Consider the following 25,107-nt stretch of genomic DNA (forward strand, 5'->3'; position numbering starts at 1 on the left):
TTGGCGTACTGTCGTCTTATCCAGCTTTTTGAGGTACTAACATTGTCACTAGATCAGCTTATTGAAAACATTCAGAAAATCACTGATATTAATGACATTAGCAGCTTCAAAAAGTGCGTAACAGACAGCGTAGAATGGTTGACTCAGGAATTCACTAAAGTTCCGGTGGATCAGTTAGTCCACGAGAGAGCTGTTTTCATCGATGCATTGCTGTTGCGCGCTTGGAGATTAGTAGATTTAGATAATCAAAAAGGCCTAGCCCTAGTCGCCGTTGGCGGATATGGTCGAGGCCAACTGCAACCTCACTCTGATGTCGATTTGCTGATTCTAAGCGATAAAACCATCAATGCTAAACTCCAGGAAAAGATTAGTACCTTCATCACCTTCTTGTGGGACATTAAATTAGATGTAGGTCAGTCTGTTCGCACAATCAAAGAAACCTTCAATTTAGCCAAAGCAGACACCACCATCGCCACAAATTTGGTGGAATCAAGATTATTAATAGGCAGTGAATCTAGCTTTGATGCACTGCAAAAAAAACTAAAAGGCAAAGGGTATTGGTCCAGCAAAGACTTTTTCACGGCTAAATATGAAGAACAAATAGAACGCCATAGAAAATTTAACGATACCTCTTATAACCTTGAACCAAACGTCAAAGAAAACCCAGGCTGTTTGCGGGACATCCAGTCCATTGGTTGGGTAGCTAAACAACACTTTAACGTTTGGAATGGCCATGAATTGGTTGAACACGGTTATTTTACCGAAAGAGAATGGGCAGAGTTAATAGAGTCTCGTTCTCACCTTTGGCAAATACGCTTTGCCTTGCATTTAATTTCCGGCCGCAGCGAAAACCGCTTACTGTTCGATTATCAGACTGATGTAGCTGAACGACTTGGATATGGTGAAGGAAAACAAGCAGTAGAGAGAATGATGAAATCATTCTTTCGAACCGTACGCCGCGTGTCTGAACTTAACGGCATGTTACTGCAATATTTCAAGCAGGATATTCTAGAGTTAAAAGTTAAAAACCATCGCATTATCGATGATAATTTTGAATTGTTAGATGGCTTAATTAGTCCCCTTCAAGACGATGTTTTTACCGCTCCTGAAGATATTCTTTCATTCTTATTATTAATTGCTAACACCCCTGATTGCACCGGCTTACACTCAAGTTGTTTACGCCAACTTCGTAATGCACGAAGAAAATTAAATGGTCAATACTACTGTGAAATCCCTAAATGTCGTGAGTTGTTTATGCAGCTTATGCGACACCCTGACTTTTTTGGTTTAGGCTGGGATTTAATGCATAAACACGGCATCCTGCAAGCTTACTTGCCCCAATGGGACAACATCGTGGGCATGATGCAATTTGACCTATTCCACGCTTACACAGTAGATGAACATACCCATAGATTGGTTAAACATGTTTATAGTTATCACAGTGACGAAAACCGAGATTTTCCCCGCTGTAAAAAGATCGTTAGAGAAACAGATAAACCAGAATTATTATATTTAGCTGCTATTTTCCATGATATTGGAAAAGGCAGAAATGGCGATCATTCAGTTTTAGGTGCGGCAGATGTGGTCACCTTTTGCCAATCCCACGGCATCGATGGCGATGATGCTGAACTAATTAGATGGTTAGTAGAAAATCACTTGCTAATGTCTGTGGTTGCCCAGCGCAGAGACATATATGACCCAGAAATCATTGGTGATTTCGCCCGAGCTGTTAAGAGCCAAAATCATTTAAAACACTTATACGCCCTAACTCTAGCGGATATCCGAGCGACCAATAATAATCTTTGGAATGATTGGAAAGCATCATTAATCAGAGAATTGTACTTATTAACCCAAAAGGCCTTAGATAATGGCCTTCAGTGCGGCATAACCTTACTTGAAAGAGTTAATAAACATCAGGTAGAAGCCAGAGAAATGTTGAACAAACAAGGGGTGACTGGCGCACAAATAGACCAATTTTGGCATCGCTTAAGTAATGACTATTTTGCCAGATTCAGCCCGATGCAATTGGCATGGCATGCCACAGAAGTAGCAAAAGCCGAAAGCAAAGACGAGAATAACCTCACCATAGCGCTAAATGATTCCACAGCAAAAGCTGGCACTGAGCTATTAGTTTATGGTAAAAACCGTCCCGCACTTTTTGCACAAATTGCCTCGGTGTTAGATAGCCGAAATTGTTCGATACACGATGCACAAATTACCATTACCGACGATGGTTATGTTTTCGATAGCTTTATTTTGTTAGAACAAGATGGCTCTCGTATATCCTCCCCTAGCCGTTTAAAAAGCTTAGTGGAAGCGATAGAAGACCAACTTGCTAAACCTGGCAGAGAACATAACAACAGACGTAAAATGTCCCGTCGGATGAAACAATTGGACGTTGCTACCAAAGTTCGCTTTTACCAAGGTAACAGCGACGTCACTATGGTGGAGTTAGAAGCATTGGATGCACCAGGCTTACTCGCTAAAGTAGGCCACTTATTTGTCGAGCTAAAATTAACCTTACACGTGGCAAAAATATCGACCATTGGTGAGCGGGCAGAAGATTTGTTTATTATTGCCAATGAACAAGAACAAGCCCTCACCACTGAGCAACAAGTTCAACTTAAAAAACGATTAACCCAATTATTAGATCAACCCTCAACTAGCGGTGAAGCATGTCAGAGTTAAAAAACCAAATAGAAGCAGCGTTTGAAAATAGAGCTTCGATTACAGCAGCGTCTGTAGATGACGCAACCAAGCAAGCGGTCATTAGTGCCATAGATTTATTGAATTCTGGTGAAGCCAGAGTTGCAGAAAAGATAGGCGGAGAATGGGTTGTTCACCAGTGGCTGAAAAAAGCGGTGCTTTTATATTTTCGCATCAATGATAACGATGTTATGGAAGGCGCAGAAAGTCGCTTCTTCGATAAAGTACCATTAAAATATACCGACTATACAAAAGCACAATTTGAAGCCGAAGGTGTACGCATTGTTCCACCAGCAGCGGTAAGAACCGGTTCTTTCGTGGGCAAAAACGTAGTAGTAATGCCTTCATATGTAAACATAGGCGCTTTTGTTGACGAAGGCACTATGGTTGACACTTGGGCTACTGTTGGTTCTTGTGCACAAATCGGTAAAAACGTGCATTTGTCGGGCGGCGTTGGAATCGGTGGTGTTTTAGAGCCGTTACAAGCCAACCCAACCATTATTGAAGACAATTGTTTTATCGGCGCACGTTCAGAAATTGTTGAAGGTGTGGTGGTTGAAGAAGGCAGTGTTATTTCCATGGGTGTATACATCGGCCAAAGCACGCGCATCTATGATCGCGAAACTGGCGAAGTCCACTACGGTCGTGTTCCAGCAGGTTCAGTTGTAGTATCGGGCAGCCTACCTAGCAAAGATGGCAAATATAGCCTCTACGCTGCGGTAATCGTCAAAAAAGTAGACGCACAAACACGCTCAAAAGTTGGCATCAACGCACTTCTACGCGCTGCAGAATAGCCTACTCATAACCTTTAACGGGTTATAAAAAAACACAAACCAACCCTGTAAAATAATTCCTTTTACAGGGTTTTTTATATCCCCCACACAACTGTGTACAGCAGACTCCTAACCTAGACACCCATGTTTAATTACATGGACACCCACCATAAACCACTTAAACCCAATATCGTGGACAGGCATGTTTTAACTACGTGGACAGGCTCACTTTTCTTAACTAGACACCCATGATAATTACATGGACACCCATGTTTAATTACATGGACACCCATATTTAATTGCATGGACCCCCATGTCTAGCTGCTAGGAAATTTTCGTGAGGAAATTAGTTTTGCTTAGAGGTTGCGATGAGTTTGTCTAGTTCTTGCCACAATTCATCACACAACCCTTGGCGGTATGCAGATGTGCGAAATACATCGTGTTCGCGGCAATACATACTAAACATTTTTGAATTTTGGTCTTTCACACTAGTTTTTACATTTGATAGGCGGTCACACACTTTTACGATTAGCGCCAACTCTGTTTCGCCAGTCACTTTTGCCATTTTTTGGTAGGTTTTCTTTTTGCGCTCTTGTCGAGTAGCGCCTTTTTCGTCGGTTACAACGGCCACACAATCAGCAACTAATTTGCCAAACTGATGTTCAATATCCTCAATCGTTGCAGAGGTATCTTCCACCACATCGTGGAGGTAAGCGATCACTTCGGCATCTTGTCCAAATGCCTTTGCTTTAGCGGCTACATCATCCAAATGATAGGAGTAAGGATGTTTTCCATACTTTTGGTCAGCATGTAATTTTACTGCAAATTCCCTGGCTTTCACTTGCTCCTTGGCCATTAAAACGTTCTCCGGTTGAAGGTTAGGAATGCAATAGCGATGGACTTAGGAATGACCCTAAAGCCCGTTGAAAATTAGTATAAAGCTATTTCTCGTCAAAAAGATAGCCCTGTTAAAAAGGGCTACTTGTTGTAGGACAGAGTGGTTTTGCTAGATGGAAAAGTAAGGATACCACTGCAAGAATTGATTTAACCTCGCAGTTATCCTTGTTGAGCTTTTCAGCCAATAGATGTTGATCGAATTTTTAAGCCGTTAGTTTAGGCAAAAGACTTTCAACCCAAGGCACCACTTCTAATTCTGGCTCTAAGGTTTCAATGGCATCAACAATTAAAAGATCTGCAACGGGTTGCCCTTGAAGCTCAAGAAGTACTTCAAATATTTGTTTGCCAGCACCACAAAAACTATCGCCGTAACTGCTATCACCAAGCCCCGCGACTGCGAAAGGTTTTTGGTCCATCAATGGCATAGTGTCTTTCATGTCCATAATTAGAAACTCTAGGTTCGGAGGTACGTCCCCTTGTCCCGTTGTTGAGCTAATAAAAAGAACCGATTTGGTCTCTTTAAAGTTATCCAAGGTGCCATCAATAAAAAGTTCTACGCTGTGCCCTTTTTCAGCAATCATCTCCTCAACTTGTTCTGCAACATGCTGGGCGTTACCGTATACAGAGCCCACAAAAATTCCCACATCTACCATCGTAAAACGTTCCTTAGATTGTTTAACTAGCGGTTGGGCCAGTTAGTTGTTTTAGTTCATCGAGGCCAAGGCCCCATTGTTCAATTAACGCTGACATTCTTATATCAAATTGACAACGAATTTTCAGCGTATTTTGTGTGATTGGATGACTGAGAGTCATTTCACTGCAGGTTAGCCCTAATCCAACAAGGCCACATTGATCCCGTATAAATGCATTTTGTTTGCCGTCTCCGTGTGTGGTATCTCCCACAATTGGATGTCGAATATGCGCCATGTGTCTTCGCAACTGATGTTTACGACCGGTCAACGGATGCAATTTAACAAGTGAATAGCGAGCAGTTTGATAACGACCTACGGCAAAAGGTAACTCGAATTGCTGCAAACACTCGTAATCAGTCACTGCGTCTTGAGGGGGTTTATCTTGACGTGCCTTTTTGTCAGCAATCTTATCCAGCTTCTCTTTCAGCGGGTAATCAATTCTGCCGCTATCAGGACAATACCCACGCACAATTGCGAAGTAGGTTTTGGCAATATGTTTGTTGGTGAATTGCTCGGTTAAGGCTCTAGCCACTTCAGACGACAAAGCAAATAACAACACACCCGAGGTGGGTTTATCGAGGCGGTGAACAGGAAAAACATGCTGCCCCAACTGATCACGCAGAATTTGCATTGCAAACTGGGTTTCATGACGATCGATCATACTGCGATGAACTAATAAACCGGCGGGTTTATCGATTGCGACTACATATTCATCTTGATATAAAATGGTTAACGTCATGACTTGGGGTTACCTGCATTAAATAATAAATCGATTTCATTGATAGCTTTATATACCAACGGATAATCCTCTTCCCGCAACGAGTTTTGTACCGCGGGTAAAATCACCATTGAGTTAGGCAACGCCAAACCTCGGTTAATTAATTCTGTCATCTTGGGAATAAACACAAACTGTAGCCACTGTTCAATGCTCAGAGTGTCAAAGGCAAAAGGGAGTTCACTTTTTAATGCATCTTGTGAAGGAGCCTGAGCCGCCCACAATTTTTCCCTTCGCATTACAACTTCCAAATTGCTTAGCCGGTTTAGTATTTCAGTACGGGAGATTGTCATGACACTTTATTTATTTTTACCTTAGACGGGTGTTCATTTTGAGATGGTTATTTATCTGTGATTTCTTTTTAATCGCCACACAAAAAGATATACTCTGCCACTTCACATTTAGCACACTCAACATATTACCCTAAACTGATTATGAGCAAGCACGAAATTTCTTCTATTAGTGAATTTTTACTCCACGCAGGTACTGATTATCGCGTGTTCGATATGGGTCGAACCATTCGAGAAATTCCAAGCCAAGAATTCTTAGAACAAGAAAATGGCCAAATTAAACCCGCTTTCACCAGAGCACAACATGGGTGGTTTGGCATTGTCTTTTGGGATAAAACTCGCTCCGAACAACAATATATTTGGTTTGTGAAGCTTCCTACTGATGAAAATGGTTTTATCGTCTCTGCCTGCCGCAATCACTTTTTACAGATCATTGTTGATGCTTTAGGTGCGGAATTAGAAAACGCAGATAAAAAGAATGGGCAACTTCCTGAAAACCCTTACTCTTTTGTGCCGAATCAAAATCAAATTGCTGATTTTAACAGTAAAAGTAAAAAGGTTTTAAGCTTAGGGAAATCCCAATACTTTGACGCAGCCAAAGCTTATATTCAATCACCCATGGTAATTGATTGGCAGAGTATCGCACTGCAAGGGTTAAGCGATTTAGTGGCAGAGATACACTCCGTAGAAATATACAACGCCATTTGCCGCCACTTTTCACAGTTTCCAGAACAAGTGCAGTATCAGCTACTTATTAGCATGGAAAATTACCCTTTACCGGATGCCTGCGTGCAAACCATAGTGACTTGGTTAAACCAACATCCAGAAGATGAAGTTAAATGGCAGCATGGTTTACGAGCTTTGTCCCAAACCAGCGACTCAGAAAAGGTAGTAGCGATCCTGAATCAAACCTTACAAAGCCAGTTGTCGAATAAACACAATATATTAGTGATTATTTCAGGACGCCTTTGGCATCACCTAGCCACACCAGAGTTATTACTTAACTTTTTCGAAAAAGTTGCTGAAGCCGATGCTAATTTCGATTTATTTATGGGGATTTTCCAAGACTTGGTGCAGCTGCCAGATATACGTGAGCAAGTATTATCGATGTTGCGCACCCCCAATAAATCCAACAGTTTATCCGCCGCCGTTGGCCATTTATTTTCAGCTCATCAACGCCAGGACTCGTGAATGAATTTTAATCTTACCGATATACTGGTTCTTTTTATTATTGCAGCAATTGTATTTCAGTTTTGGCGGATTCGTGACATATCGGAACAAGCGAAAGTGTATTTGGAAAAGTATTGTGAAACAAACGGCCTGCAATTAATCAGTATTGCCCGCAGCAAAACCAAAGTGATTTTTTTCAAAGCCAAGCTAGATTGGTACACCGAATTTTCCTTTGAATTTTCCAGCACCGGCGAAGAGCGTTATTTAGGGTTACTTAAAATGCGCGGGAATAGCGTTCAAGGTGTCGATTTACCTGCCTATAGAATAAATTAAATATCCAAACTTCTATTCTACATCCATTTTTAGCTCAAAGCTTTTAAGAGCAACGCTCACCCCGTTAATGAGCACCTCTAACTTATGAACGCCTGGATAGTAGCGTCGAGTTGTGATTGCTTTAAAGGGATGAGATTTGGTGAGTAACAATGGCTGTCCATATTCTAGGGTGATAGTTTTCCACTTAAAAACTTTTGCTGTTAACTCGCCATTGGCTTTCAAATGATGGATAGCAAAGTCCACCATTAATAACTGCTTTTTCATAGAACTTGCTTCTATCTGCAACGAAAATGGCAATTTTGAACCAAATTCAACCACTTCTTCAATATTTAATATCACATTCTTTAATTGCGCAGGAAAGTAGCCAAAACTCTGCAACACTTTAGGGTGCCCCTGTTTGAGCAAGGTTCTGCCTGCATGACGTAACAATTTTTTGCGCTCAGGACTCGCCCCTTTTCCCCATAGTTGTAACGTATCGGCCACTAAGTCTGGGTGATCTTTGGCAATATCATTTAAATTATTCGCCACAGAACGACGCACATATTCTTCGTTATCGTCTTTTAACTTTTCCAGCAGTTCAATAATGGGCTGGGGGTTCTGAATATAAATAGGTAACTGCATGCCCCATGGCAAACGCGGACGACAACCTTCAGATGCTAAGCGTCTTACATGGTGGTTGTCATCGTCACACCACTTGAGCATGGTGTTGAGGGTCTTTTGTGGGCTGCTTAACAAGAAGTGACGTATGCCAAACTCTGCGGTAAATCGTTGGGTAAAGGCGTAAAACAAAGTCATTGCAGTATTAAACTCATCTTGCCCATAAACTCCAACATATTCAGCCATGGGCATAATTGCCCAGCCGTTTAAACCCAACGTCAAGTCAGCATGTTGCGATAAATCACTGTTATGCTCAGGGGCTAGGCTTTTTAACATGATGTCTGCGGCAAGGTTAAAGTTATCAGGTAAGCAATGTTTCATTGCCTGCATAATTTGCGCTGAACGTTGTTTCAGCTCTAAGCTCTCTAAATTATTCGACGCAATCTCGATAAAAGCCGCTGCATCAAAACCTTCACCACAACTGGCATTAGCATGGCTGGAAAAATGCTTGGCCATATGGCGAATAACATCATGGTTAAAAAGATTTTTAAGTGGTTCAGGCATGATTATTCCGAGCTAAATGGTTAAATTAGCGGTTGATGGTTATCTACCATTATTTTATGTAATGCTTCCCTAAACCAACTCAGGGCCGAGTCTTCTTCGGTGTTTTGATGCCAATACATGTGCGTTGAGATAAGCGGCATATCGAAGGGCACAGCCACTGAGATTAATTCCTTATCCAATAAATGGGCACCTAATGAACTGGGTAAGGTTAATAAAAACGGCGAGCCTTTCAAAATTTCTTTTGCTGCATAGTAGTTTTGACAGCGCACCGACACCTTGCGGGTGAAGCCCTGCTCTTGCAGCATAAAATCTTCTAACACCGCCCCAGTTGGGCGATGGGAAACACTAATATGTTCTGCTGCAAAATACTGCCCATGGGCAATTGGCTGTTTTGATGATTTGGCATTTTTCAGCAACGGATGATGCCTGTCCATTAAAATCATAAATTTATCATTGCGCACATTTTCGTGACGAATAGGTGGTTTAAGGGGCATAGCAATATCAAACGCCAAATCAAACTGCCCTGAAGTTAGTCCCTTAGCAAGTTGATTTCGCTCTACTTTCACACTCGCAAAGGTGATATTCGGTGCTTTCTCAAACAGTATCTTAGCAATGCTTGGCAAAATGGTGGGCTCAAGGGCATCGTGCATAGCAATGCGAAAGTGGTTTTTACTGGTTAGGGGATCAAACTCGCCCCACTGTTGCAAAATTTGCCGAAGGCGACTCAGATTATCGATAATTAGTGGTGCCATGCGTTTACAAGCTGGGGTTGGCACCATCTTATTTTTGCTGCGTTCAAACAATGGATCTTGCAGACAATCCCTTAGTCGTTTTACCGCATGGCTCACTGCAGAAGGGGTGATATTCAGCCGCTCAGCGGTTCTTGTCATATTTTGTTCCAGATATAGACTCTCAAATACTTTTAATAAATTTAAATCTAATCTTTGAATTTGTTTTATTTCCGCCACAACCCACCATGAATTAAATTCACATAACTAATTAAGTATATTTCATTTCATTCAGATGGCAACAGTGTTTATGCTAGTCAGCAAGTTAATTATTCGGAGACGATTATGCATTTCGAGCACAGTCAAAAAGCACAAGATTACCTTTCTCGCCTAAAAACCTTTATGCAAGAAAATGTTTACCCCATTGAAAGTAAAATCTACGCTGAAATGGAAGAAATGAATCCCGGTGGTGACTGGAAAAACTGGACACTGCATCCTGATGTAGAACGCTTGAAAGTAAAAGCCCGTGAACAAGGATTGTGGAATTTATTTTTGCCCGACGACGAACTGGGCAAAGGACTAAGTTGTTTAGAATACGCACCTTTGGCCGAAGAAATGGGCCGCGTCCCCTTCTCCCCAGAAATTTTTAACTGTAATGCGCCAGACACAGGCAATATGGAAGTGCTTTATCACTTTGGCTCAGAAGCACAAAAACAACAATGGTTAACGCCTTTATTAGCTGGCGAAATCCGTTCTGTGTTCGGCATGACTGAACCCGAAGTTGCGTCCTCAGATGCAACCAACATGGCAGCTACAATAGAGTTAGACGGTGATGAAGCCGTGATTAATGGCAAAAAATGGTGGAGTACAGGGCTAGGTCACCCTAACGCCAAAGTTACCGTTTTTATGGGCTTATCTAACCCCGAAAATGACCGACATGCACAACACAGCATGGTGCTAGTCCCTCTTGATAGCGAAGGTATTGAAATTAAACGTATGTTAACCGCCTATGGTGATTACGATGCCCCGTATGGCCATGGTGAAATGCACTTTACTAATGTGCGTGTGCCTAAAGAAAACATCATTATGGGTATGGGCAAAGGGTTTGCTATTGCTCAAGGCCGACTTGGTCCTGGCCGTATTCACCACTGTATGCGCGCTATCGGTATGGCAGAAAAAGCCCTTGAATTAGCTATTTTACGTGGACAGGCACGTGAAGCATTCGGCAAACCTATCATTAAATTGGGTGGTAATCAGGAACGTATTGCTGAAGCTCGCATGGCGATAGATCAAGCTCGACTACTAACCTTAAGTGCCGCCTGGAAAATTGATGCAGTCGGTGTTAAAAATGCCATGACAGAAATCTCGGCGATCAAAGTGGTTGTGCCTAGAATGTTGCAAAATGTGGTAGACATGGCTATCCAGTTCCATGGTGGCGCTGGAATGTGCAGTGACTTCCCCCTTGCACGATTTGCCGCATCAGCTCGCTCTTTGAGACTAGCCGATGGTCCAGATGAAGTTCACCAAGGTATGGTCACCCGTATTGAGCTGAAAAAGTATTTAAATAAGTAAGCGCAATGGCCGTAACACGGTTAATACGCTAAGCCAATACAGTCAATAATAAGCTTGTTGAACCCCATCAAGCTTATTTTATGGCGATAACAACAACTGAATAGGAAAAACTTTGACGGCTATTTATTTGATTCGGCATGGTCAAGCATCTTTTGGCCAACAAAATTACGATAAACTGTCCGATATAGGGCACCAGCAAGCTAAGGTATTAGGCGGTGCATTGCAAAGTCGGATAGGCAGTTTCGATAAAGTATTTTTAGGCAGTATGCTACGGCATAAACAGACCTTACAAAATTGTTTATCTGGTATGGATTCACAGCTAGACGAGGCGAACTGGAATATTGATGCCAGTTGGAATGAATACGATCATAACGACATCATTGCCCAAATGGGGCCAGAGTTCGCTGATGCGCCCTCGGTTAAAAGCTGGTTATTAAAACAAGATCATCCCAAACAGGCTTTTGAAAAACTGTTTAACGATGCCATGAATCGCTGGATGTCTGGTCAGCACTGTGGGCAATATGTGGAATCTTGGGATTGCTACCAGAAACGTGTCATCAACGCCTTAAACAATGTCACTAAAAACGCAAACGGCGCCAAAAAAGTAGCGGTTTTCACCTCTGGTGGGCCTATATCTGTGGTCAGCCAGTATTTGTTAGGGGTGCCTGCGGAAAAAGTCATGCAGGTAAATTGGACCCTAGTTAATTGCGGTATAACCAAATTAGTGAATACTCCTTCTAGAGTATTTTTGTCTACCTTAAACGAACACAGCCATTTCGAAGGTGAAAATAGAGCATTAATCACCTATAAATAACCCTTAACCCTTAACCCTTAACAAGCGTAGTCTAACAATGAGCAGAAAAAATATATTAATTACCGGTGCCAGCTCTGGTCTTGGTAAAGGCATGGCCATCGAGTTTGCCAAAATGGACAGAAACCTAGCCTTGTGTGCTCGCCGTATTGAGCGCTTGGAAGAGTTAAAACAAGAACTACTCAGCATCAATCCTAATATTAAGGTGTCAATTAAATCTTTAGACGTCGACAACCATGATCAAGTGTTTGAAGTATTTGACCAATTCCATCAAGAATTTGGCCAACTCGACAGAGTAATTGTAAATGCAGGCATGGGAAAAGGTGCGCCTATTGGTACAGGATATTTTTACGCCAATAAGCAGACAGCCATCACCAACTTTGTTTCAGCAATTGCCCAGTGTGAGGCCGCCATGGCCATATTCAGACAACAAAATGCGGGTCACTTAGTCACAATTTCCTCCATTAGTGCCATTCGTGGCGCACGCAGAGCAATGAACGTTTATGCTGCCACAAAAGCTGGGTTAAGCTCCCTCACGGAAGGCATGAGAATTGATGTATTAGACACACCAATTAAAGTATCCACAGTGCATCCTGGTTTTATCAAAAGTGAAATTAACGAAAAAGTTAAAAAAGTTCCCTTTATTGTAGATACAGAAACAGGCTGTAAAGCCATGGTTAAGGCTATCGAAAAAGAAGGTGCAAACAGCTATGTACCAGCATGGCCTTGGGCGGTCTTTCGACCCATTTTGAGTATAGCCCCCCTGAGTTGGCTAAAGAAAATGAGTTAAACAAGATATAAACAGAGCAAGTTAAGGCTTGCTTTGGTGTATTTCAACTTAAAACGAAACTTCAGGGCGAGTTCAATTACATCATATATCGTCTAAAAGGCTAGCCAATTCCTTTCTATTCTCATCAACACTTTTAGAGGGGATTTTCATCACCAAGCACAGGAACCCGTTCTACTTGTTGACCTGCTCTAGCCATAGAAGCACCACCAAGATGAGGCACGTTACCGTGCAATGCTCTAGGTACTAATGACATGGTCTCTAAATCGGGTTCATGATGCCATGTCAGTTGCTGTTCTATGCGCCAACTAGCTACAGCGGTCTGATTACGCCATCTTCCAGGGTATTGTCGTAACAAGCCTCTATCTGCTGCTGCAAAATCAGAATCATTAATTCCGGTCATTCTGTTAAGAATAACCTGTTCTTGCGCCCACTGTGTTAAAACAGGCTCGCCATTACGATATGGAACTGCACTAAAACCTGTTATTGAATTAACACCTTCGTGATCTGAAAACCATTGAGAATGACCTCGTTGACCTCCCCAAAAGCCACCGCTTATATTTCTATCAGCGACCTCAGTTGCTCTAGGAAGTCGATGTCCTCTAGGTACCTGGCCAACATCTGCTTGCCCTATTCCAAGGCCCTCTGGTGAATCAGGAGCAATATCACTTTCCCTTACTCGTCCATTGGGATGCCGCTGTGCTGTGGAATGCACTCGTGCAATATCTGCATACGAACTCAGCTGTTCACGGATACTATTGCTATTGACTTCGATATGCTGTGGTGACATTTGCAATAAACGATTAATACTGGGTTCAAACGCGGCTTGCCGCCCTAAAGCCGCAGCAAACTCTGTAGCTTTAACATCAGCCTCAGCAGCAGTCAGGTTACCTGAGCGTAATCGCCCATTTGCATGGCGAACTTGGTTGCGCAGACCAACATAAATATCTCTACCAGGAAAGTTGGGAGGTAATACATCTACAATACTGTTCAACTTTTGCAACAAAAGTGCACATTGGTTACTACAAAAGTAAAATCCCTTCGCATTACCTTCTCCTGCGGGTGCTATGCCGTGCGAACCATCACCTAAATGGAATTCAGCCCTATTTTGGTGCGCCCGCTGATGCACACTCGTTTCTAACTCCCTTGGGTGAACACGTCCACCTGAGGTCAAATCGTCGCTAATAACAGATTGGTTAGGGGGTATGCTCCCCCTACCGACTCCTTCATCTGCATAACCCGCTGGTAAGTTTGCGTTATCGGGGTGAATACCTAAACGAATAGTATCGCCAACCTGTAAATCTCGGGCTCCGGTATAAACGGGAATGAAAGATAGGCCACCGCTAATTACGCCCGACATAGTCAATTGGCGAAGTGCTCTTTGTTCCTGCTCTGGCGTCATGTTGGCATTTTTAATAGCATAGTACTGACCAGCTAATTCCGCACCAATAATTCCAACATTAGTGACATTCATACCCAATTCTACACGCTGTAGGGCAAACCAATATTTAGATGTTCGCGCAGCCCTAGCCATTCTTCCAGCCTGCACCGCCCCTGTCATCACCCGGCCCATACCCAATGAGAGAGCTGAAACTATGTCCATAGATAAGTCCCAATAAAACATATTTACATCTGCGTCTGTCAATACACCATGTTCACTGCGCTCATTGTAGTCTCCAACTCTGCCCGCAATTGTCAAACCAGTACCTAACATTACAGACGCTAACATAGGGGTGCTAAACGGCGCAAAGACCAAACTTCCCAGTAAAGCAGCAGCCATACCAATACCTGTTATCCAGTCCCAAAATGTTGCTGACGCTGTGGTCTCAATTGAATCAGTTTGTCGCGAGTGTGGATAATTCCAGTAAAGATGCCCTTTGGAGAAAAAATTTTTATGATCCAGTTGTTCAAACAAAGATCTTGGTGGATCTTGTCTTTCGATTGCATTTAAATCGCCTCGAAAAATTCGTTCGATATTGCTTAATCTATGGCGAACTTTGACCGTCCTCGCGCTGCTTTGTGGAGAACTAAGATCATGTAACTTCCACTCGAAATTCTCCGGAATCACGTTTGAACCATCATTGCTAGGTGTATGGGTTAGATAGAACAGCCACGGTAAACCGTTGGCGGCATCTTCCTTAATCCCTTGGGCATTTTCAACTTGACCAAGTTGATCAACTTCTTCAGGTTTTGGATAAAAAATAGCTTGAATTTTAACTGCATCCGAGTACAAATTGAAAAATTCCCTTTGTCTGTGTAGGCGTTGCTGACTATAATTGAATTGTTCAACAATGGCTGTTGAGTGTTGATTTTGCGGAACTGCAGCCGTTAGCAGTTCATCCATTATTTGTGAAGTGCTTCGAAACTCAGCGATCAATGCTCTGAACTGTGCCGGGGTATTAGCTTCTCGAGCTTGTGTTCTGGCGTCTAACAAGCGCGTTTCATGCCCCCCAATTGGGCCCACTTCCTCTGCGGTTTGCTGGCTATCAGTGTTAGTATCAGATTCCATATTTTCTAGCCAGTTGGCAGTAACTTGGTTCTGCAACTGAGAAGGCATCTGAAACAGAGCACTTCTTTCCACGTCGAAACTATCTAACTCGAAAACAGGGGAACTAGGCTGTGCTGAACTATGGCAATTTGGGCAAGGTCCTCTATCATTTATAAAGTGCAATCGTTCACGCTGTTGACTATCTCGATCCCGCAAGCTTAGGGTCATTGCATTAAAATAATTAACGAATGAGAGTCGAATCTCTTGTATCAGTTCAGGCATTAAAGCAAAGGACTCTATCTGCAACACCCCCTCTAAAAACAGGCTCGACTGCTGAGCCTTAGCCCATGAATCTCGCATATTTTCAGTGATAAAATTGTCACTTCCGATAGCCAAATCAAACAGTTGTAATCTCAATTGAGAAGTCTGAAACTCGCCTTGAGTAATATCCTCACTCAAACTTTCAGATTGCTGCTCAAGCTCTGCACCGTGTTGTTGTCCATGTAAAGTTGACCAAGCCGCTAATCGCGCTCGTCTTTGTTGTGCAGCCATTCGCTGATAAGAGTCAGCTTGATGAGATAGGTTAATGGAATGACATGCACCAGGGCAAAAATAGCGTGATGGCAGATGATCTTGGTCAATTCGATAACCTGGTTCCCCGCTATTAGATAACATAAGCGGAAGATTGTTCGGCCATGCATCGAATATAGGGGATGCATCTTGTTCAGAACGTACGCTATTGTCTGAATTAGAGTTCGCCATAAACATCCACGCCCAATTAACCTCAGGTTGAGCATGATGATCGTCATGTTCAGGGTTGTTGATTTGTGCCTCATAAAATGAAGTATCACTGCTGTTAGGTTGCGGATTACGCTGTATTATCGAACTTGTGTGCCCCTGTTGAATTGTATGGGTTACCTCGTGTGCCATTAATTTTAGGTCAGTGGGTGATTCGTTTTTGCTGAGAAATATATTGTTTTGATTCGCAAATGCTCTGGAATGAATGGCTAAGTTTGCTTTGTCAGCTTGTTCATTTTGATGCACTCGAATAGTACCTAAATCTTCACCCAGGGAATTTTCGAGGGTATTTTTTAGATCCGCACTTAGCCCATTTCCCGAACTGGACGTATTAACCGCAGCTCGTACGTCTTTAAATTCACTTTTTAATTCGTGTGGTGAATCATTATTTGCCGATTTTGTTTGTATCGAATTGTTTTCACATTCGTCTTCTTGCGAACATTCACAAGTTTTGCACTTCGTTTGAATACCATCTGATGCCATTCGCGATATTGGCGAAATTGAGCGTGTCGGTTTTTTATCAATAAGATCCTGAGCAACGCGATCGGCTTCCTGTTCATAAATATCACACTCCCTGCCCAGACGGATGTTAGCAAAGCGAGAATGTTCAACTCCTACTTTGTAACCTTGCGGTTGAATTTTAACAGTATTAGAAGGCAAAAAAGCGAGATGCTGCCAGCGGCGATTACTAGCCGCAGATGTTTGAACTTGCTGATTCTTCGAATCTCGGGCCTTGGCCTGAGATTGCGTAGCACTTGATGAGCTCTCATTTGGCGCTTTACGTTGTATCATTAATGCCTCCATACTTTAACTCATTCAAATCGCTTCTTTCACGGCCTCAAAGTTTACGGATACGAGGAAGATGTTTACAGAAATGTAATATTCATCATCGTATTAATTATTAGTGTAGGTCACTTTTTAACCAGAAACGTAATTATATATAACCGATGTAAGCTGATAACTGTAAATTCTTTTGATCAAGGTCATTATTTGTTCGTTTAACAGTATTAACCTCATTTATTTTATGGTTATATTATCTACCCAAGGCTAGCACCTGTTTACAAAGGCGGGGTTTAAATTGAGTCAAGTTGGATAAAACACCGTTAGGGAAATAGGACGAAATGAAATACAAAGATTATGACGTACTTATTGTTGGAGGTGGTGGAGCGGGATTACGAGCCAGCATTGCAGCAGCCGAGCAGGCGCAAAAAAACGGCTGTGATTTACGTATTGGTTTAGTATCTAAGGTGTATCCTATGCGCTCCCACACAGTGGCGGCAGAAGGCGGTGCAGCAGCAGTAACCCGTGACGATGATAGTTTTGATGCCCACATTGAAGACACGGTTGCTGGGGGTGACTGGTTAGCGGAGCAATCTGTAGTCGATTATTTTGTGCGCCACGCCCATCAAGAATTAGTGCAAATGGAACATTGGGGCTGCCCTTGGAGCCGCAAAAAAGATGGTTCCGTGCAAGTCCGGCGGTTTGGCGGCATGAAAATAGAACGCACTTGGTTTGCCGCAGATAAAACCGGCTTTCATTTGTTACATACGCTGTTTCAAACCTCCTTGCGTTATGGTCAGATCCAGCGTCTTGATGAATTTTTTGTACTCGACTTAGTGGTAAACGAAGAGCAAATCGCAGGCATTGTCGCCTTAGAAATTGCCACCGGTGAGTTGCACCTCATTCGCGCCAAATCGGTTATTTTAGCCACAGGTGGCGCGGGCAGATTATTCCGCTTTAACACCAACGGTGGCATTGTTACCGGTGATGGTATGGCGCTAGCTTATCGACACGGCGTAGCGCTGCGAGACATGGAATTTGTGCAGTATCATCCCACTGGCCTACCGGGTTCTGGCATTTTAATCACCGAAGCCTCTCGGGGGGAAGGTGGTTTAATGCTAAATAAGCAGGGCTATCGTTACCTGCAAGATTACGGCTTAGGCCCAGAAACGCCCATTGGCGAGCCGAAAAACAAATACATGGAGTTGGGCCCTAGAGATAAATTGTCTCAAGCGTTTTGGCACGAACAACAAGCAGGACGGACAGGCCGTTATGGCGATAGTGACGTTGTCTATTTGGATTTACGCCATTTAGGAAAAGCCTATTTAAATGAACGCCTTCCCTTTATTTGTGAGTTAGCCAAATCCTATGTCAACGTGGATCCAGTTAAACAGCCTATTCCAGTGCGTCCGGCGGTGCATTACACCATGGGCGGGATCACCACCAATGCCAAGTGTGAAACGACCATTAACGGCCTGTTTGCCGTTGGTGAATGTGCTTCAGTGGGTTTACATGGCGCTAACCGATTAGGGTCCAATTCACTCAGTGAGTTGTTGGTATTTGGTCGTTTAGCCGGTGAACAAGCGGCAGATTTTAGTCAACAACAAGCACTCACCCCAGCGGCGACCTTAGAAGCTCAATTTCATCTTCAACAACAACGCATCAACGACTTACGTAACCAACAAGGTTCAGAAAGCTGGGTAGCCATTAAACGAGAGTTAGTGAAAACCATGGAAGAAGGCTGCGGAATATATCGCGATGAAGCTGGCATGCAGCAAACCCTCACTACCCTGCGGGCGCTAAAAGCTCGCTATCAACAAATAAGCATCAGTGATAAAAGCCTCGGCTATAACACGGAATTATTACAATGCATTGAAGTGGGTTTTGGCATAGATGTGGCCGAAGCAACCTGCTTGGCCGCACTCCAACGGCGTGAATCTAGAGGTGCTCACCAGCGCCTTGATGAAGGTTGCACCACCCGTGACGATGAGCACTTTTTACAACATAGTTTGGTGTACTACCAAGCCAATAATGATGCACAGTTAGCTTGGCAACCAGTTGACACTTCACTGTTACCACCAGCAACACGGGCATACGGTGACGCAGGTAAGGAGGCCAAAAATGAAAACCATTAATATCAGTCGTTATTTGCCAGAAACCTCAGAAACGCCTTTTGTGCAACAATTTGATATTCCCTGTGATGACAGCACCTCGGTACTCGACGCACTGAATTATATTAAAGAAGAGTTAGATCCCTCATTGAGTTATCGCTGGTCTTGCAGAATGGCAATTTGTGGTTCTTGCGGCCTTATGGTCAATGGTATCCCGAAACTAGGCTGTAGAACCTTTTTGCGTGACTACCCCGACACTATATTCCTCGAACCTTTAGCCCACTTACCCGTAGAGCGGGATTTAATTGTGGATATGGATGCGTTTTTAACTCATCTGGAAGCGGTAAAACCCTATTTGATCAGTGATGAGAAAAACATCACAGAAGCACATAAACAAACCCCTGCGCAAATGGCGAAATACCAACAATTTTCCGACTGTATCAACTGTGGACTTTGTTATTCTGCTTGCCCGCAGTTTGGCTTAAACCCTGAATTTTTAGGCCCGGCGGCTATCACCCTAGCCCATCGTTACAACTTGGATAACCGTGATCACGGCAATGCCCAACGCATGCCGTTGTTGAATACCGAAGAAGGTGCGTGGAGCTGCACTTTTGTGGGATTTTGCTCAAAAGTATGCCCCAAGAATGTAGATCCCGCTGCGGCAGTTAATCAATCTAAAGTCGAATCCGCTCAAGACATGATTATCCAATTATTTAAGGGGAATTTATGACTTATCACACAAGCCTGTCTCGCACCTGGTGGTTAAAACACAATGCCTTTAAAGCCTATATGTTGCGAGAAGCGACGGTATTGCCCCTCACATTTTTTATCTTGTGTTTAGTCTCTGGCATTTTCAGTTTATGGCAAGGTGAAAGTCAATGGCTCAACTGGCAAGTCGCCATGGCTCAACCTTGGGTGTTGGTCATTAACCTAATCGCCCTAATGGCCAGTCTATTTCACGCATGGACCTTTTTCGTGTTGTTTCCAAGAGTGATGCCAATTCGAATTGGGGAAATTACAGTGCCAGCCAATCTGCTCGTAGCAGGACAATGGGCCGGCGTATTCTCGGTGATCATCTTATTTTTCTGGTTATTTTGGGGGAACTTATGAATTCGCTAACAACAAAAAACAACGACCAGACTTCAACTAAACCCCAGCGCAGTATTGAACCGGTATGGTGGGCATTATTCAGCGCTGGCGGCGTGTGTTTTGCGGTTTTTATTCCCGCCGCTGTGTTATTTTTAGGCTTACTGCACCCCTTGGGATTGATGGAGTTTAACTATGCCCAAGCCCACAGTTGGTTTTTTAGTTTTTGGGGACTGATGTTCAGTGGGGCTTTTATTATTCTGCCCATATTTCATGCTGCTCACCGTATTCGCCATGGTCTACACGACTTAAAGGTACAACACCATGGGATAGTCAAACTGATATGTTATGGACTCGCCGCTGTGATCAGTTTGCTAACCTTAGGCATTTGGTTAGCGGGTATTATCAGCTAACCAAATGGCTTTTATCCTAGGGTTATACGCCTATGGCAGAGATAATATTTTCTAGGATTAACATCAGCAAAAACAGCAAACTGAAACGCCGTGTATATTGAAAAGCATTGGGCGCAAACCACAACGGCCAAACTTCTTTACGAAAGCCCTGTGGCATCTCTGTTGGCCGTTCCTTATTGAACACTTTAAGTGTTTGAATAAGCGTGGGTAAGGTGAATAATAAAATTAAAATGCTAAAACCAATGTAGCCGTTTACATAAATGTAGGCGGCCAAAACATACTGAGATAACAGCATAACTTGTACCGCTTTTCGTGAATTACTGGCACCAAGCAATACCGGTAGGGAATAAATCCCTTTGCTCCTATCCATCTCAATTTTATCGATATGTTTACCAAAAATAACCGCTGTGGGTGCCAAAGCGTATAAAGTACCAATTAACATGGCAGCGTTACTCCATTGCCCGCTGCTAACATAATAAGCTCCGCCTACCATTAGTGGCCCCCACACAACTAAAACTGACACTTCTCCTAGGGCAAGTTTCTTCAACGGCCAGGTGTAAAACAACACAAAAAATGCCCCGGCTAACATTAACCACAACACTTCAATACCGCGGAGGTAAATAATACTGGCTCCACATATAATCGCTAAGCCCCCTGTTGCGACTATATACTTCATCAACTGTGATTTAGTGAGCAGTCCGCTTTCCAGAACATGGGTACCGTATTGGGTGCGGAAGTAATTTCCTTTATCTACCCCTCTTGCCGAGTCGGTATAATCATTCAGCAAGTTATTGGTGGCATGGGCTAATACCAAACCGATGATGCACAAAGCCGCAAGGATTAAATCGACACTAGCTGTGCTTAACGCCAGTAATATGCCAATAATTGCCGAAGTAAAACTCATGATCGTGACTGAAAAGCGACTCGCCACCAGCCATTTAGTCAAAATGTTTAAACTATCCCAAGATGTTTTATCAATCTGGGGCACAGTCTTAAGTGCCTGAATCCATATGGCCTGTGACATTGTCACCTCTTCTATGTTGTGAGTTCAAAAAATTGACGTAGTGCAGTGAATATATAATTAAAAACCGAGAAGCACGCGTACTCCACGGCCCTTAAAACTTCTCTTTGAGTATCTAAAGTTTACGCCCAAAAAACAACTCTAAAAAATGATCAACGCAGCACTCGCTGAAATAAAGCGACCGCCTGTTGATACATTTGCAAGGCTAAAGCACCGTCGTAACGCTCCCCTTCATCTCGCATAAATGCATGTACACCATTCACTTCACACCATTGATAATTAATGCCCGTTGCCAGGCATTGCTGATAAACAGTTAATCTACCCTCTTTAGGCACATGGGGATCTTGTTTACCCCACACAAAATGAATCTCCCCTTGAATATCGGCCATTCTGGCTAAGCTTTGTTGCTCTGGCGCTGCACTCAAAGCGTTATTGTGGATATCTGTTGCATATAAACAAAAAGCACCTTTAATGGCAGGGTTAAGGGCCGCGCGATAAGCCAAGTGCCCGCCAATACAAACCCCCATAGCTCCCACTTCACCTGAACAATAAGAAGCAGAATTCACAAAATCCAGCATGGCCACAGTATCGGTGTCATGGTCAATTAAGGGCTTTTGGCTCTTATCTGCATTACCTTTATCTTTGCCAACATCGTCGTAGGCTAAAACGGTGCCAAGGGCATTCAGCTCATGGAAAATTTCAGGAACAATCACCACAAAACCATGGCAAGCCATGATGGCGGCAGAGCGACTAATGGGCGCAGTTTGTTGAAAAATTTCTGAATAAAAAATAATGGACGGGTAAACGCCCTCATCCACAGGGCGATAAATATAACAACGCATTGGTCCTGTGGCGGTATTTAAATCGATGGTGTCTTTTTGAATTTGCATGAATGATTACAACCTTATTTTTGGCCCAATTGGTTTAGTTGCCTTGATGGCCAGCTTGTTTGCCTAGCCTGTAAAAGCGGCTTTTAATTTTACTGCCAAATACCCAAAGCTGAGTCCTTAAATTCATTTAATCATAACGCTATTTTTTCTAAAAGTGCTAAATACGACTTCCATTATCAATAATTTCCACGTATAAAATGTATACATTTTTAAATTTGTATACAATTATGTTTCAAAAAATCATTCAAGACAGTTCATTATCCGCCTTTATAGCCGGTTTTATTGCCGTGTTAGTTGGTTTTGCCAGTGCCATGGCAATAGTGTTTCAAGGGGCTATTGCCTCAGGAGCGAATAGTCAACAACTTGAATCTTGGGTATGGGCACTAGGATTAGGCATGGGGATCAGTACCCTAGGTTTGTCACTATGGTACAAACGCCCGCTTATTATTGCCTGGTCTACCCCTGGAGCGGCGCTGCTAGCAACAGGCGTTAACGACAGTGATTTAGCCACCGCAACAGGCACATTTATTATGGTGGGAGTGTTGATTACTTTAGTGGGTGTGACTGGCATTTTTAATAAGCTGGTTAAACTCATTCCCCTTTCCATCGCATCTGCCATGCTGGCGGGTATTTTAGTGCAGTTTGGACTTGGATTGTTTGGTGCGATGAACGAACAACCAAGCTTAATCATAACCATGATAGTGGTGTATTTGCTGGCCAAACGATTTCTGCCAAGATACGCCATTCCCCTAGTACTGTTAACAGGCCTAGGCATTTGTATGCTTAATCAAACAATTCAAACTCAAAGCCTAGCCTTTGAATTTGCCACGCCTGTGTGGGTATCACCGTCTTTTTCATTAGCATCTATTTTAGGCATCGGGTTACCTCTGTTTATCGTTACCATGACATCTCAAAATCTACCCGGGGTGGCAATACTCAAGAGCAGCGGATACGAACAACAACCTATCTCACCCATTATCAGTACAACGGGGATCACCACCCTATTGTTTGCCCCTTTTGGTGGTTTTACCTTTAGTTTGGCGGCAATTACCGCCGCGATTTGTACCAATGAAGAGGCTCACCCTTCGCCAGATAAACGATATATTGCTGGCGTATCTGTGGGTCTATTTAATATTCTTGCAGGCATTTTAGGTACTGCGGTAGTAAGCTTATTTGCAGCATTTCCCCATGCCTTAATTGCCGGATTAGCGGGCTTAGCCCTACTCACCACTATAGGTGCGAGTCTAAAAACCGCTCTCGATTATGACCGCGACAGAGAAGCGGCGATTTTGACCTTTTTAATGTCAGCATCAGGTATCAGCTTCTTCGGCATAGCCTCTGCATTTTGGGGAATAGTCGTGGGAATGTTAGCCTTGTACCTAAGTAAAAGAGGGTAATTGAGATGTCAAAACAAGCCGCAGAAATGCTCTACAAGCAAATAAAATTGGATATTCGTCATAACCGTTTGCCAGTTGCTCAGGCACTCAAACAAGAAGAGCTTTCCCAGCGCTACAATATCAGTCGCATCCCCATTAGAGATGTGTTGCAACGCTTAAAAAATGAAGGTTGGCTTACCACCTGCGGCAAACGAGGCGTTATGATCCCCGAGTTAAATGCCACTGAGGCCGAAGATTTATACCTCATGCGTAAATACCTCGAACCGCTCATTTTGGGCTATGCCATACCCAACCTCAACCAACAAACCATCGGTAAAGCCACGGATTATTTGCAAACCATTGATGCGCAGACAGATGACCCAAATCAACATATGAGCATTGAAGAACACGGAGAACTGAATTGGCAATTTCACGCCTGCCTCTACCAACAAGCCAACCGCCCTACACTATTTAATACCATCGCAAGTTTGCACCAACTATGCGGTCGATACATTGGTTTTCACAACCAACAACTAGATTACCTAGCAACCAGTCAACAAGACCACTACAACCTACTCAAAGCAATAGAAAACAAAGACATCCCCCACGCAAAAAGCTTATTAGAAGCCCACATAAGTGATGCCGGAGAAACCCTAGTGGCATTTTTGGTGGATGAATCGAAAGATAGTGCAGAGATGGAATGATTGGATGTTAGTGAAGTTGACAATTTCAGATTCGAACCGAGGAATAGGCTTTCTCTAGACAGAGCACCACTTTTTAAGATTAGTGTGACTGCTTTGATTTTAAAAGTTAATAAGGTAGAGCCATGTCCTTTGTTAAGCGGCATGTAAGTCTATTGGTTGAACATTGTCGAGATTGATTTTTAGCTTTGCTTGCCAAAGATCAAAGTTATCTTGCATGCTAAGCCAGCTTTCTGGACTTCTACCCAATACTTTAGACAGACGTAATGCCATTTCAGGAGATATTGCACTTTTACCTTTAACGACTCGATTAAGTGTAGATGCAGCTACACCGAGATGAGTTGCAAGTGCTCTGCAACTAATTCCGTGAGGCTCCATGTAAATAGACTCAATAAATTCACCAGGGTGTGGCGGGTTATACATATTCATTAGTGATAATCCTCGTAATTTAAGATGTAAGCATTACCATCCTTGAATTCGAAAGTGACTCTCCAGTTTCCGTTAACCGAGATAGACCAAACATTCGCCCTTTCACCTTTCAGTTGATGGAGTGAAAAACCAGGAAGGTTTACATCATCTATGTCCTGAGCGGTATGGATAGCGGCTAACTGCATACGTAGTTTTTTCGCATGCTTTGCTTGGATGCCTGATATTTTCCCTTTTTCGAAAAACAGTTTCAGACCTTTATGCTTAAATGATTTAATCATATCCACAAAGTGTAGCGCATTGCGCAACACCGGTCAATTTG

At 43.0% G+C, this 25,107-nt stretch carries 24 protein-coding genes; 13 read left to right on the forward strand and 11 right to left on the reverse strand.

The annotated features are described in order from the left end of the window. Positions 1-42 precede the first annotated feature (42 nt). Together glnD and dapD are read left to right on the forward strand one after the other, a co-directional pair. Complete coding sequence (glnD, locus tag ABJV04_RS15785; protein WP_348492534.1) at positions 43-2,688, forward strand: [protein-PII] uridylyltransferase; 2,646 nt, start codon at positions 43-45, stop codon at positions 2,686-2,688. Continuing rightward, complete coding sequence (gene dapD / locus ABJV04_RS15790; RefSeq protein ID WP_348492535.1) at positions 2,676-3,500, forward strand: 2,3,4,5-tetrahydropyridine-2,6-dicarboxylate N-succinyltransferase; 825 nt, start codon at positions 2,676-2,678, stop codon at positions 3,498-3,500. Before glnD ends, dapD begins: the two co-directional genes overlap by 13 nt. Positions 3,501-3,825: 325 nt before the next feature. Here dapD and ABJV04_RS15795 read toward each other — a convergent pair whose 3' ends face one another. The 4 genes from ABJV04_RS15795 to ABJV04_RS15810 all read right to left on the reverse strand — a co-directional run bounded on the left by ABJV04_RS15795 (position 3,826) and on the right by ABJV04_RS15810 (position 6,136). Beyond that, on the reverse strand, positions 3,826-4,335 hold the full coding sequence (locus tag ABJV04_RS15795; RefSeq protein ID WP_348492536.1) for an HD domain-containing protein: 510 nt from the start codon (positions 4,333-4,335) through the stop codon (positions 3,826-3,828). Between the two features lie 244 nt (positions 4,336-4,579). After that, complete coding sequence (locus ABJV04_RS15800; RefSeq protein ID WP_348492537.1) at positions 4,580-5,029, reverse strand: flavodoxin domain-containing protein; 450 nt, start codon at positions 5,027-5,029, stop codon at positions 4,580-4,582. Positions 5,030-5,051: 22 nt separating this feature from the next. Next, on the reverse strand, positions 5,052-5,807 hold the full coding sequence (gene truC / locus ABJV04_RS15805; protein ID WP_348492538.1) for a tRNA pseudouridine(65) synthase TruC: 756 nt from the start codon (positions 5,805-5,807) through the stop codon (positions 5,052-5,054). Next, the gene (locus ABJV04_RS15810) at positions 5,804-6,136 is read right to left on the reverse strand and encodes a YqcC family protein (protein WP_348492539.1); all 333 of its coding nucleotides are present in this window, start codon (positions 6,134-6,136) and stop codon (positions 5,804-5,806) included. The genes truC and ABJV04_RS15810 overlap by 4 nt, the downstream gene beginning before the upstream one ends. 141 nt (positions 6,137-6,277) lie before the next feature. Here ABJV04_RS15810 and ABJV04_RS15815 point away from each other — a divergent pair, with 141 nt between their 5' ends. Both ABJV04_RS15815 and ABJV04_RS15820 read left to right on the forward strand, forming a co-directional pair. Next, on the forward strand, positions 6,278-7,324 hold the full coding sequence (locus ABJV04_RS15815; protein ID WP_348492540.1) for a DUF3549 family protein: 1,047 nt from the start codon (positions 6,278-6,280) through the stop codon (positions 7,322-7,324). Next, complete coding sequence (locus ABJV04_RS15820) at positions 7,325-7,636, forward strand: DUF3301 domain-containing protein (protein WP_348492541.1); 312 nt, start codon at positions 7,325-7,327, stop codon at positions 7,634-7,636. 12 nt (positions 7,637-7,648) lie between these two features. Here ABJV04_RS15820 and ABJV04_RS15825 read toward each other — a convergent pair whose 3' ends face one another. Together ABJV04_RS15825 and ABJV04_RS15830 are read right to left on the reverse strand one after the other, a co-directional pair. Then, entirely contained in the window at positions 7,649-8,797 is a 1,149-nt protein-coding gene (locus ABJV04_RS15825) for a DNA alkylation repair protein (protein ID WP_348492542.1), read from the reverse strand. A gap of 20 nt (positions 8,798-8,817) precedes the next feature. Then, positions 8,818-9,687, reverse strand: a complete 870-nt coding sequence (locus ABJV04_RS15830) for a LysR family transcriptional regulator (protein ID WP_348492543.1) — start codon at positions 9,685-9,687, stop codon at positions 8,818-8,820. A gap of 183 nt (positions 9,688-9,870) precedes the next feature. On the opposite strand from ABJV04_RS15830, the gene ABJV04_RS15835 reads away from it, so the two are divergent. The 3 genes from ABJV04_RS15835 (at position 9,871) to ABJV04_RS15845 (ending at position 12,698) form a co-directional block, all read left to right on the forward strand. Then, entirely contained in the window at positions 9,871-11,097 is a 1,227-nt protein-coding gene (locus ABJV04_RS15835) for an acyl-CoA dehydrogenase family protein (RefSeq protein ID WP_348492544.1), read from the forward strand. A gap of 112 nt (positions 11,098-11,209) precedes the next feature. Continuing rightward, positions 11,210-11,911: a histidine phosphatase family protein gene (locus tag ABJV04_RS15840; RefSeq protein WP_348492545.1), complete on the forward strand. Its 702-nt coding sequence runs from the start codon at positions 11,210-11,212 to the stop codon at positions 11,909-11,911. A 37-nt stretch (positions 11,912-11,948) separates the two neighbouring features. Beyond that, positions 11,949-12,698: an SDR family oxidoreductase gene (locus ABJV04_RS15845; RefSeq protein WP_348492546.1), complete on the forward strand. Its 750-nt coding sequence runs from the start codon at positions 11,949-11,951 to the stop codon at positions 12,696-12,698. A gap of 133 nt (positions 12,699-12,831) precedes the next feature. Here ABJV04_RS15845 and ABJV04_RS15850 read toward each other — a convergent pair whose 3' ends face one another. Beyond that, positions 12,832-16,773, reverse strand: coding sequence for a DUF4157 domain-containing protein (locus ABJV04_RS15850; RefSeq protein ID WP_348492547.1), 3,942 nt, complete (start codon positions 16,771-16,773; stop codon positions 12,832-12,834). Positions 16,774-17,102: 329 nt separating this feature from the next. On the opposite strand from ABJV04_RS15850, the gene frdA reads away from it, so the two are divergent. The 4 genes from frdA to frdD are packed head-to-tail and all read left to right on the forward strand — an operon-like array spanning position 17,103 to position 20,371. Next, the gene (gene frdA, locus ABJV04_RS15855; RefSeq protein ID WP_348492548.1) at positions 17,103-18,896 is read left to right on the forward strand and encodes a fumarate reductase (quinol) flavoprotein subunit; all 1,794 of its coding nucleotides are present in this window, start codon (positions 17,103-17,105) and stop codon (positions 18,894-18,896) included. Next, positions 18,883-19,602 carry a succinate dehydrogenase/fumarate reductase iron-sulfur subunit gene (locus ABJV04_RS15860; protein WP_348492549.1) on the forward strand — a complete coding sequence of 240 codons (720 nt, stop codon included), beginning with the start codon at positions 18,883-18,885 and terminating at the stop codon, positions 19,600-19,602. Before frdA ends, ABJV04_RS15860 begins: the two co-directional genes overlap by 14 nt. Beyond that, the gene (locus ABJV04_RS15865) at positions 19,599-19,982 is read left to right on the forward strand and encodes a fumarate reductase subunit C (RefSeq protein WP_348492550.1); all 384 of its coding nucleotides are present in this window, start codon (positions 19,599-19,601) and stop codon (positions 19,980-19,982) included. Before ABJV04_RS15860 ends, ABJV04_RS15865 begins: the two co-directional genes overlap by 4 nt. Then, positions 19,979-20,371 (forward strand): fumarate reductase subunit FrdD, encoded by a 393-nt coding sequence (gene frdD / locus ABJV04_RS15870; protein ID WP_348492551.1) that lies wholly within the window; start codon positions 19,979-19,981, stop codon positions 20,369-20,371. The genes ABJV04_RS15865 and frdD overlap by 4 nt, the downstream gene beginning before the upstream one ends. Positions 20,372-20,393: 22 nt before the next feature. Here the strand turns inward: frdD and ABJV04_RS15875 are convergent, their stop codons facing one another. After that, positions 20,394-21,395: a prenyltransferase gene (locus tag ABJV04_RS15875; protein ID WP_348492553.1), complete on the reverse strand. Its 1,002-nt coding sequence runs from the start codon at positions 21,393-21,395 to the stop codon at positions 20,394-20,396. Between the two features lie 149 nt (positions 21,396-21,544). Next, positions 21,545-22,282, reverse strand: coding sequence for a dienelactone hydrolase family protein (locus ABJV04_RS15880; protein WP_348492554.1), 738 nt, complete (start codon positions 22,280-22,282; stop codon positions 21,545-21,547). Between the two features lie 227 nt (positions 22,283-22,509). Here ABJV04_RS15880 and ABJV04_RS15885 point away from each other — a divergent pair, with 227 nt between their 5' ends. After that, the gene (locus ABJV04_RS15885; protein ID WP_348492555.1) at positions 22,510-23,679 is read left to right on the forward strand and encodes a benzoate/H(+) symporter BenE family transporter; all 1,170 of its coding nucleotides are present in this window, start codon (positions 22,510-22,512) and stop codon (positions 23,677-23,679) included. A 5-nt stretch (positions 23,680-23,684) separates the two neighbouring features. Then, a complete protein-coding gene (locus ABJV04_RS15890) occupies positions 23,685-24,362 on the forward strand; it encodes a GntR family transcriptional regulator (RefSeq protein WP_348492556.1) in 678 nt (225 codons plus the stop codon). Between the two features lie 132 nt (positions 24,363-24,494). Here ABJV04_RS15890 and ABJV04_RS15895 read toward each other — a convergent pair whose 3' ends face one another. After that, a complete protein-coding gene (locus ABJV04_RS15895; RefSeq protein ID WP_348492557.1) occupies positions 24,495-24,788 on the reverse strand; it encodes a HigA family addiction module antitoxin in 294 nt (97 codons plus the stop codon). Beyond that, positions 24,788-25,066: a type II toxin-antitoxin system RelE/ParE family toxin gene (locus ABJV04_RS15900; protein WP_348492585.1), complete on the reverse strand. Its 279-nt coding sequence runs from the start codon at positions 25,064-25,066 to the stop codon at positions 24,788-24,790. The genes ABJV04_RS15895 and ABJV04_RS15900 overlap by 1 nt, the downstream gene beginning before the upstream one ends. Positions 25,067-25,107 lie beyond the last annotated feature (41 nt).

Source organism: Aliiglaciecola sp. (assembly GCF_039982535.1).
In the GTDB taxonomy this organism is placed as follows: Bacteria; Pseudomonadota; Gammaproteobacteria; order Enterobacterales; family Alteromonadaceae; genus Aliiglaciecola.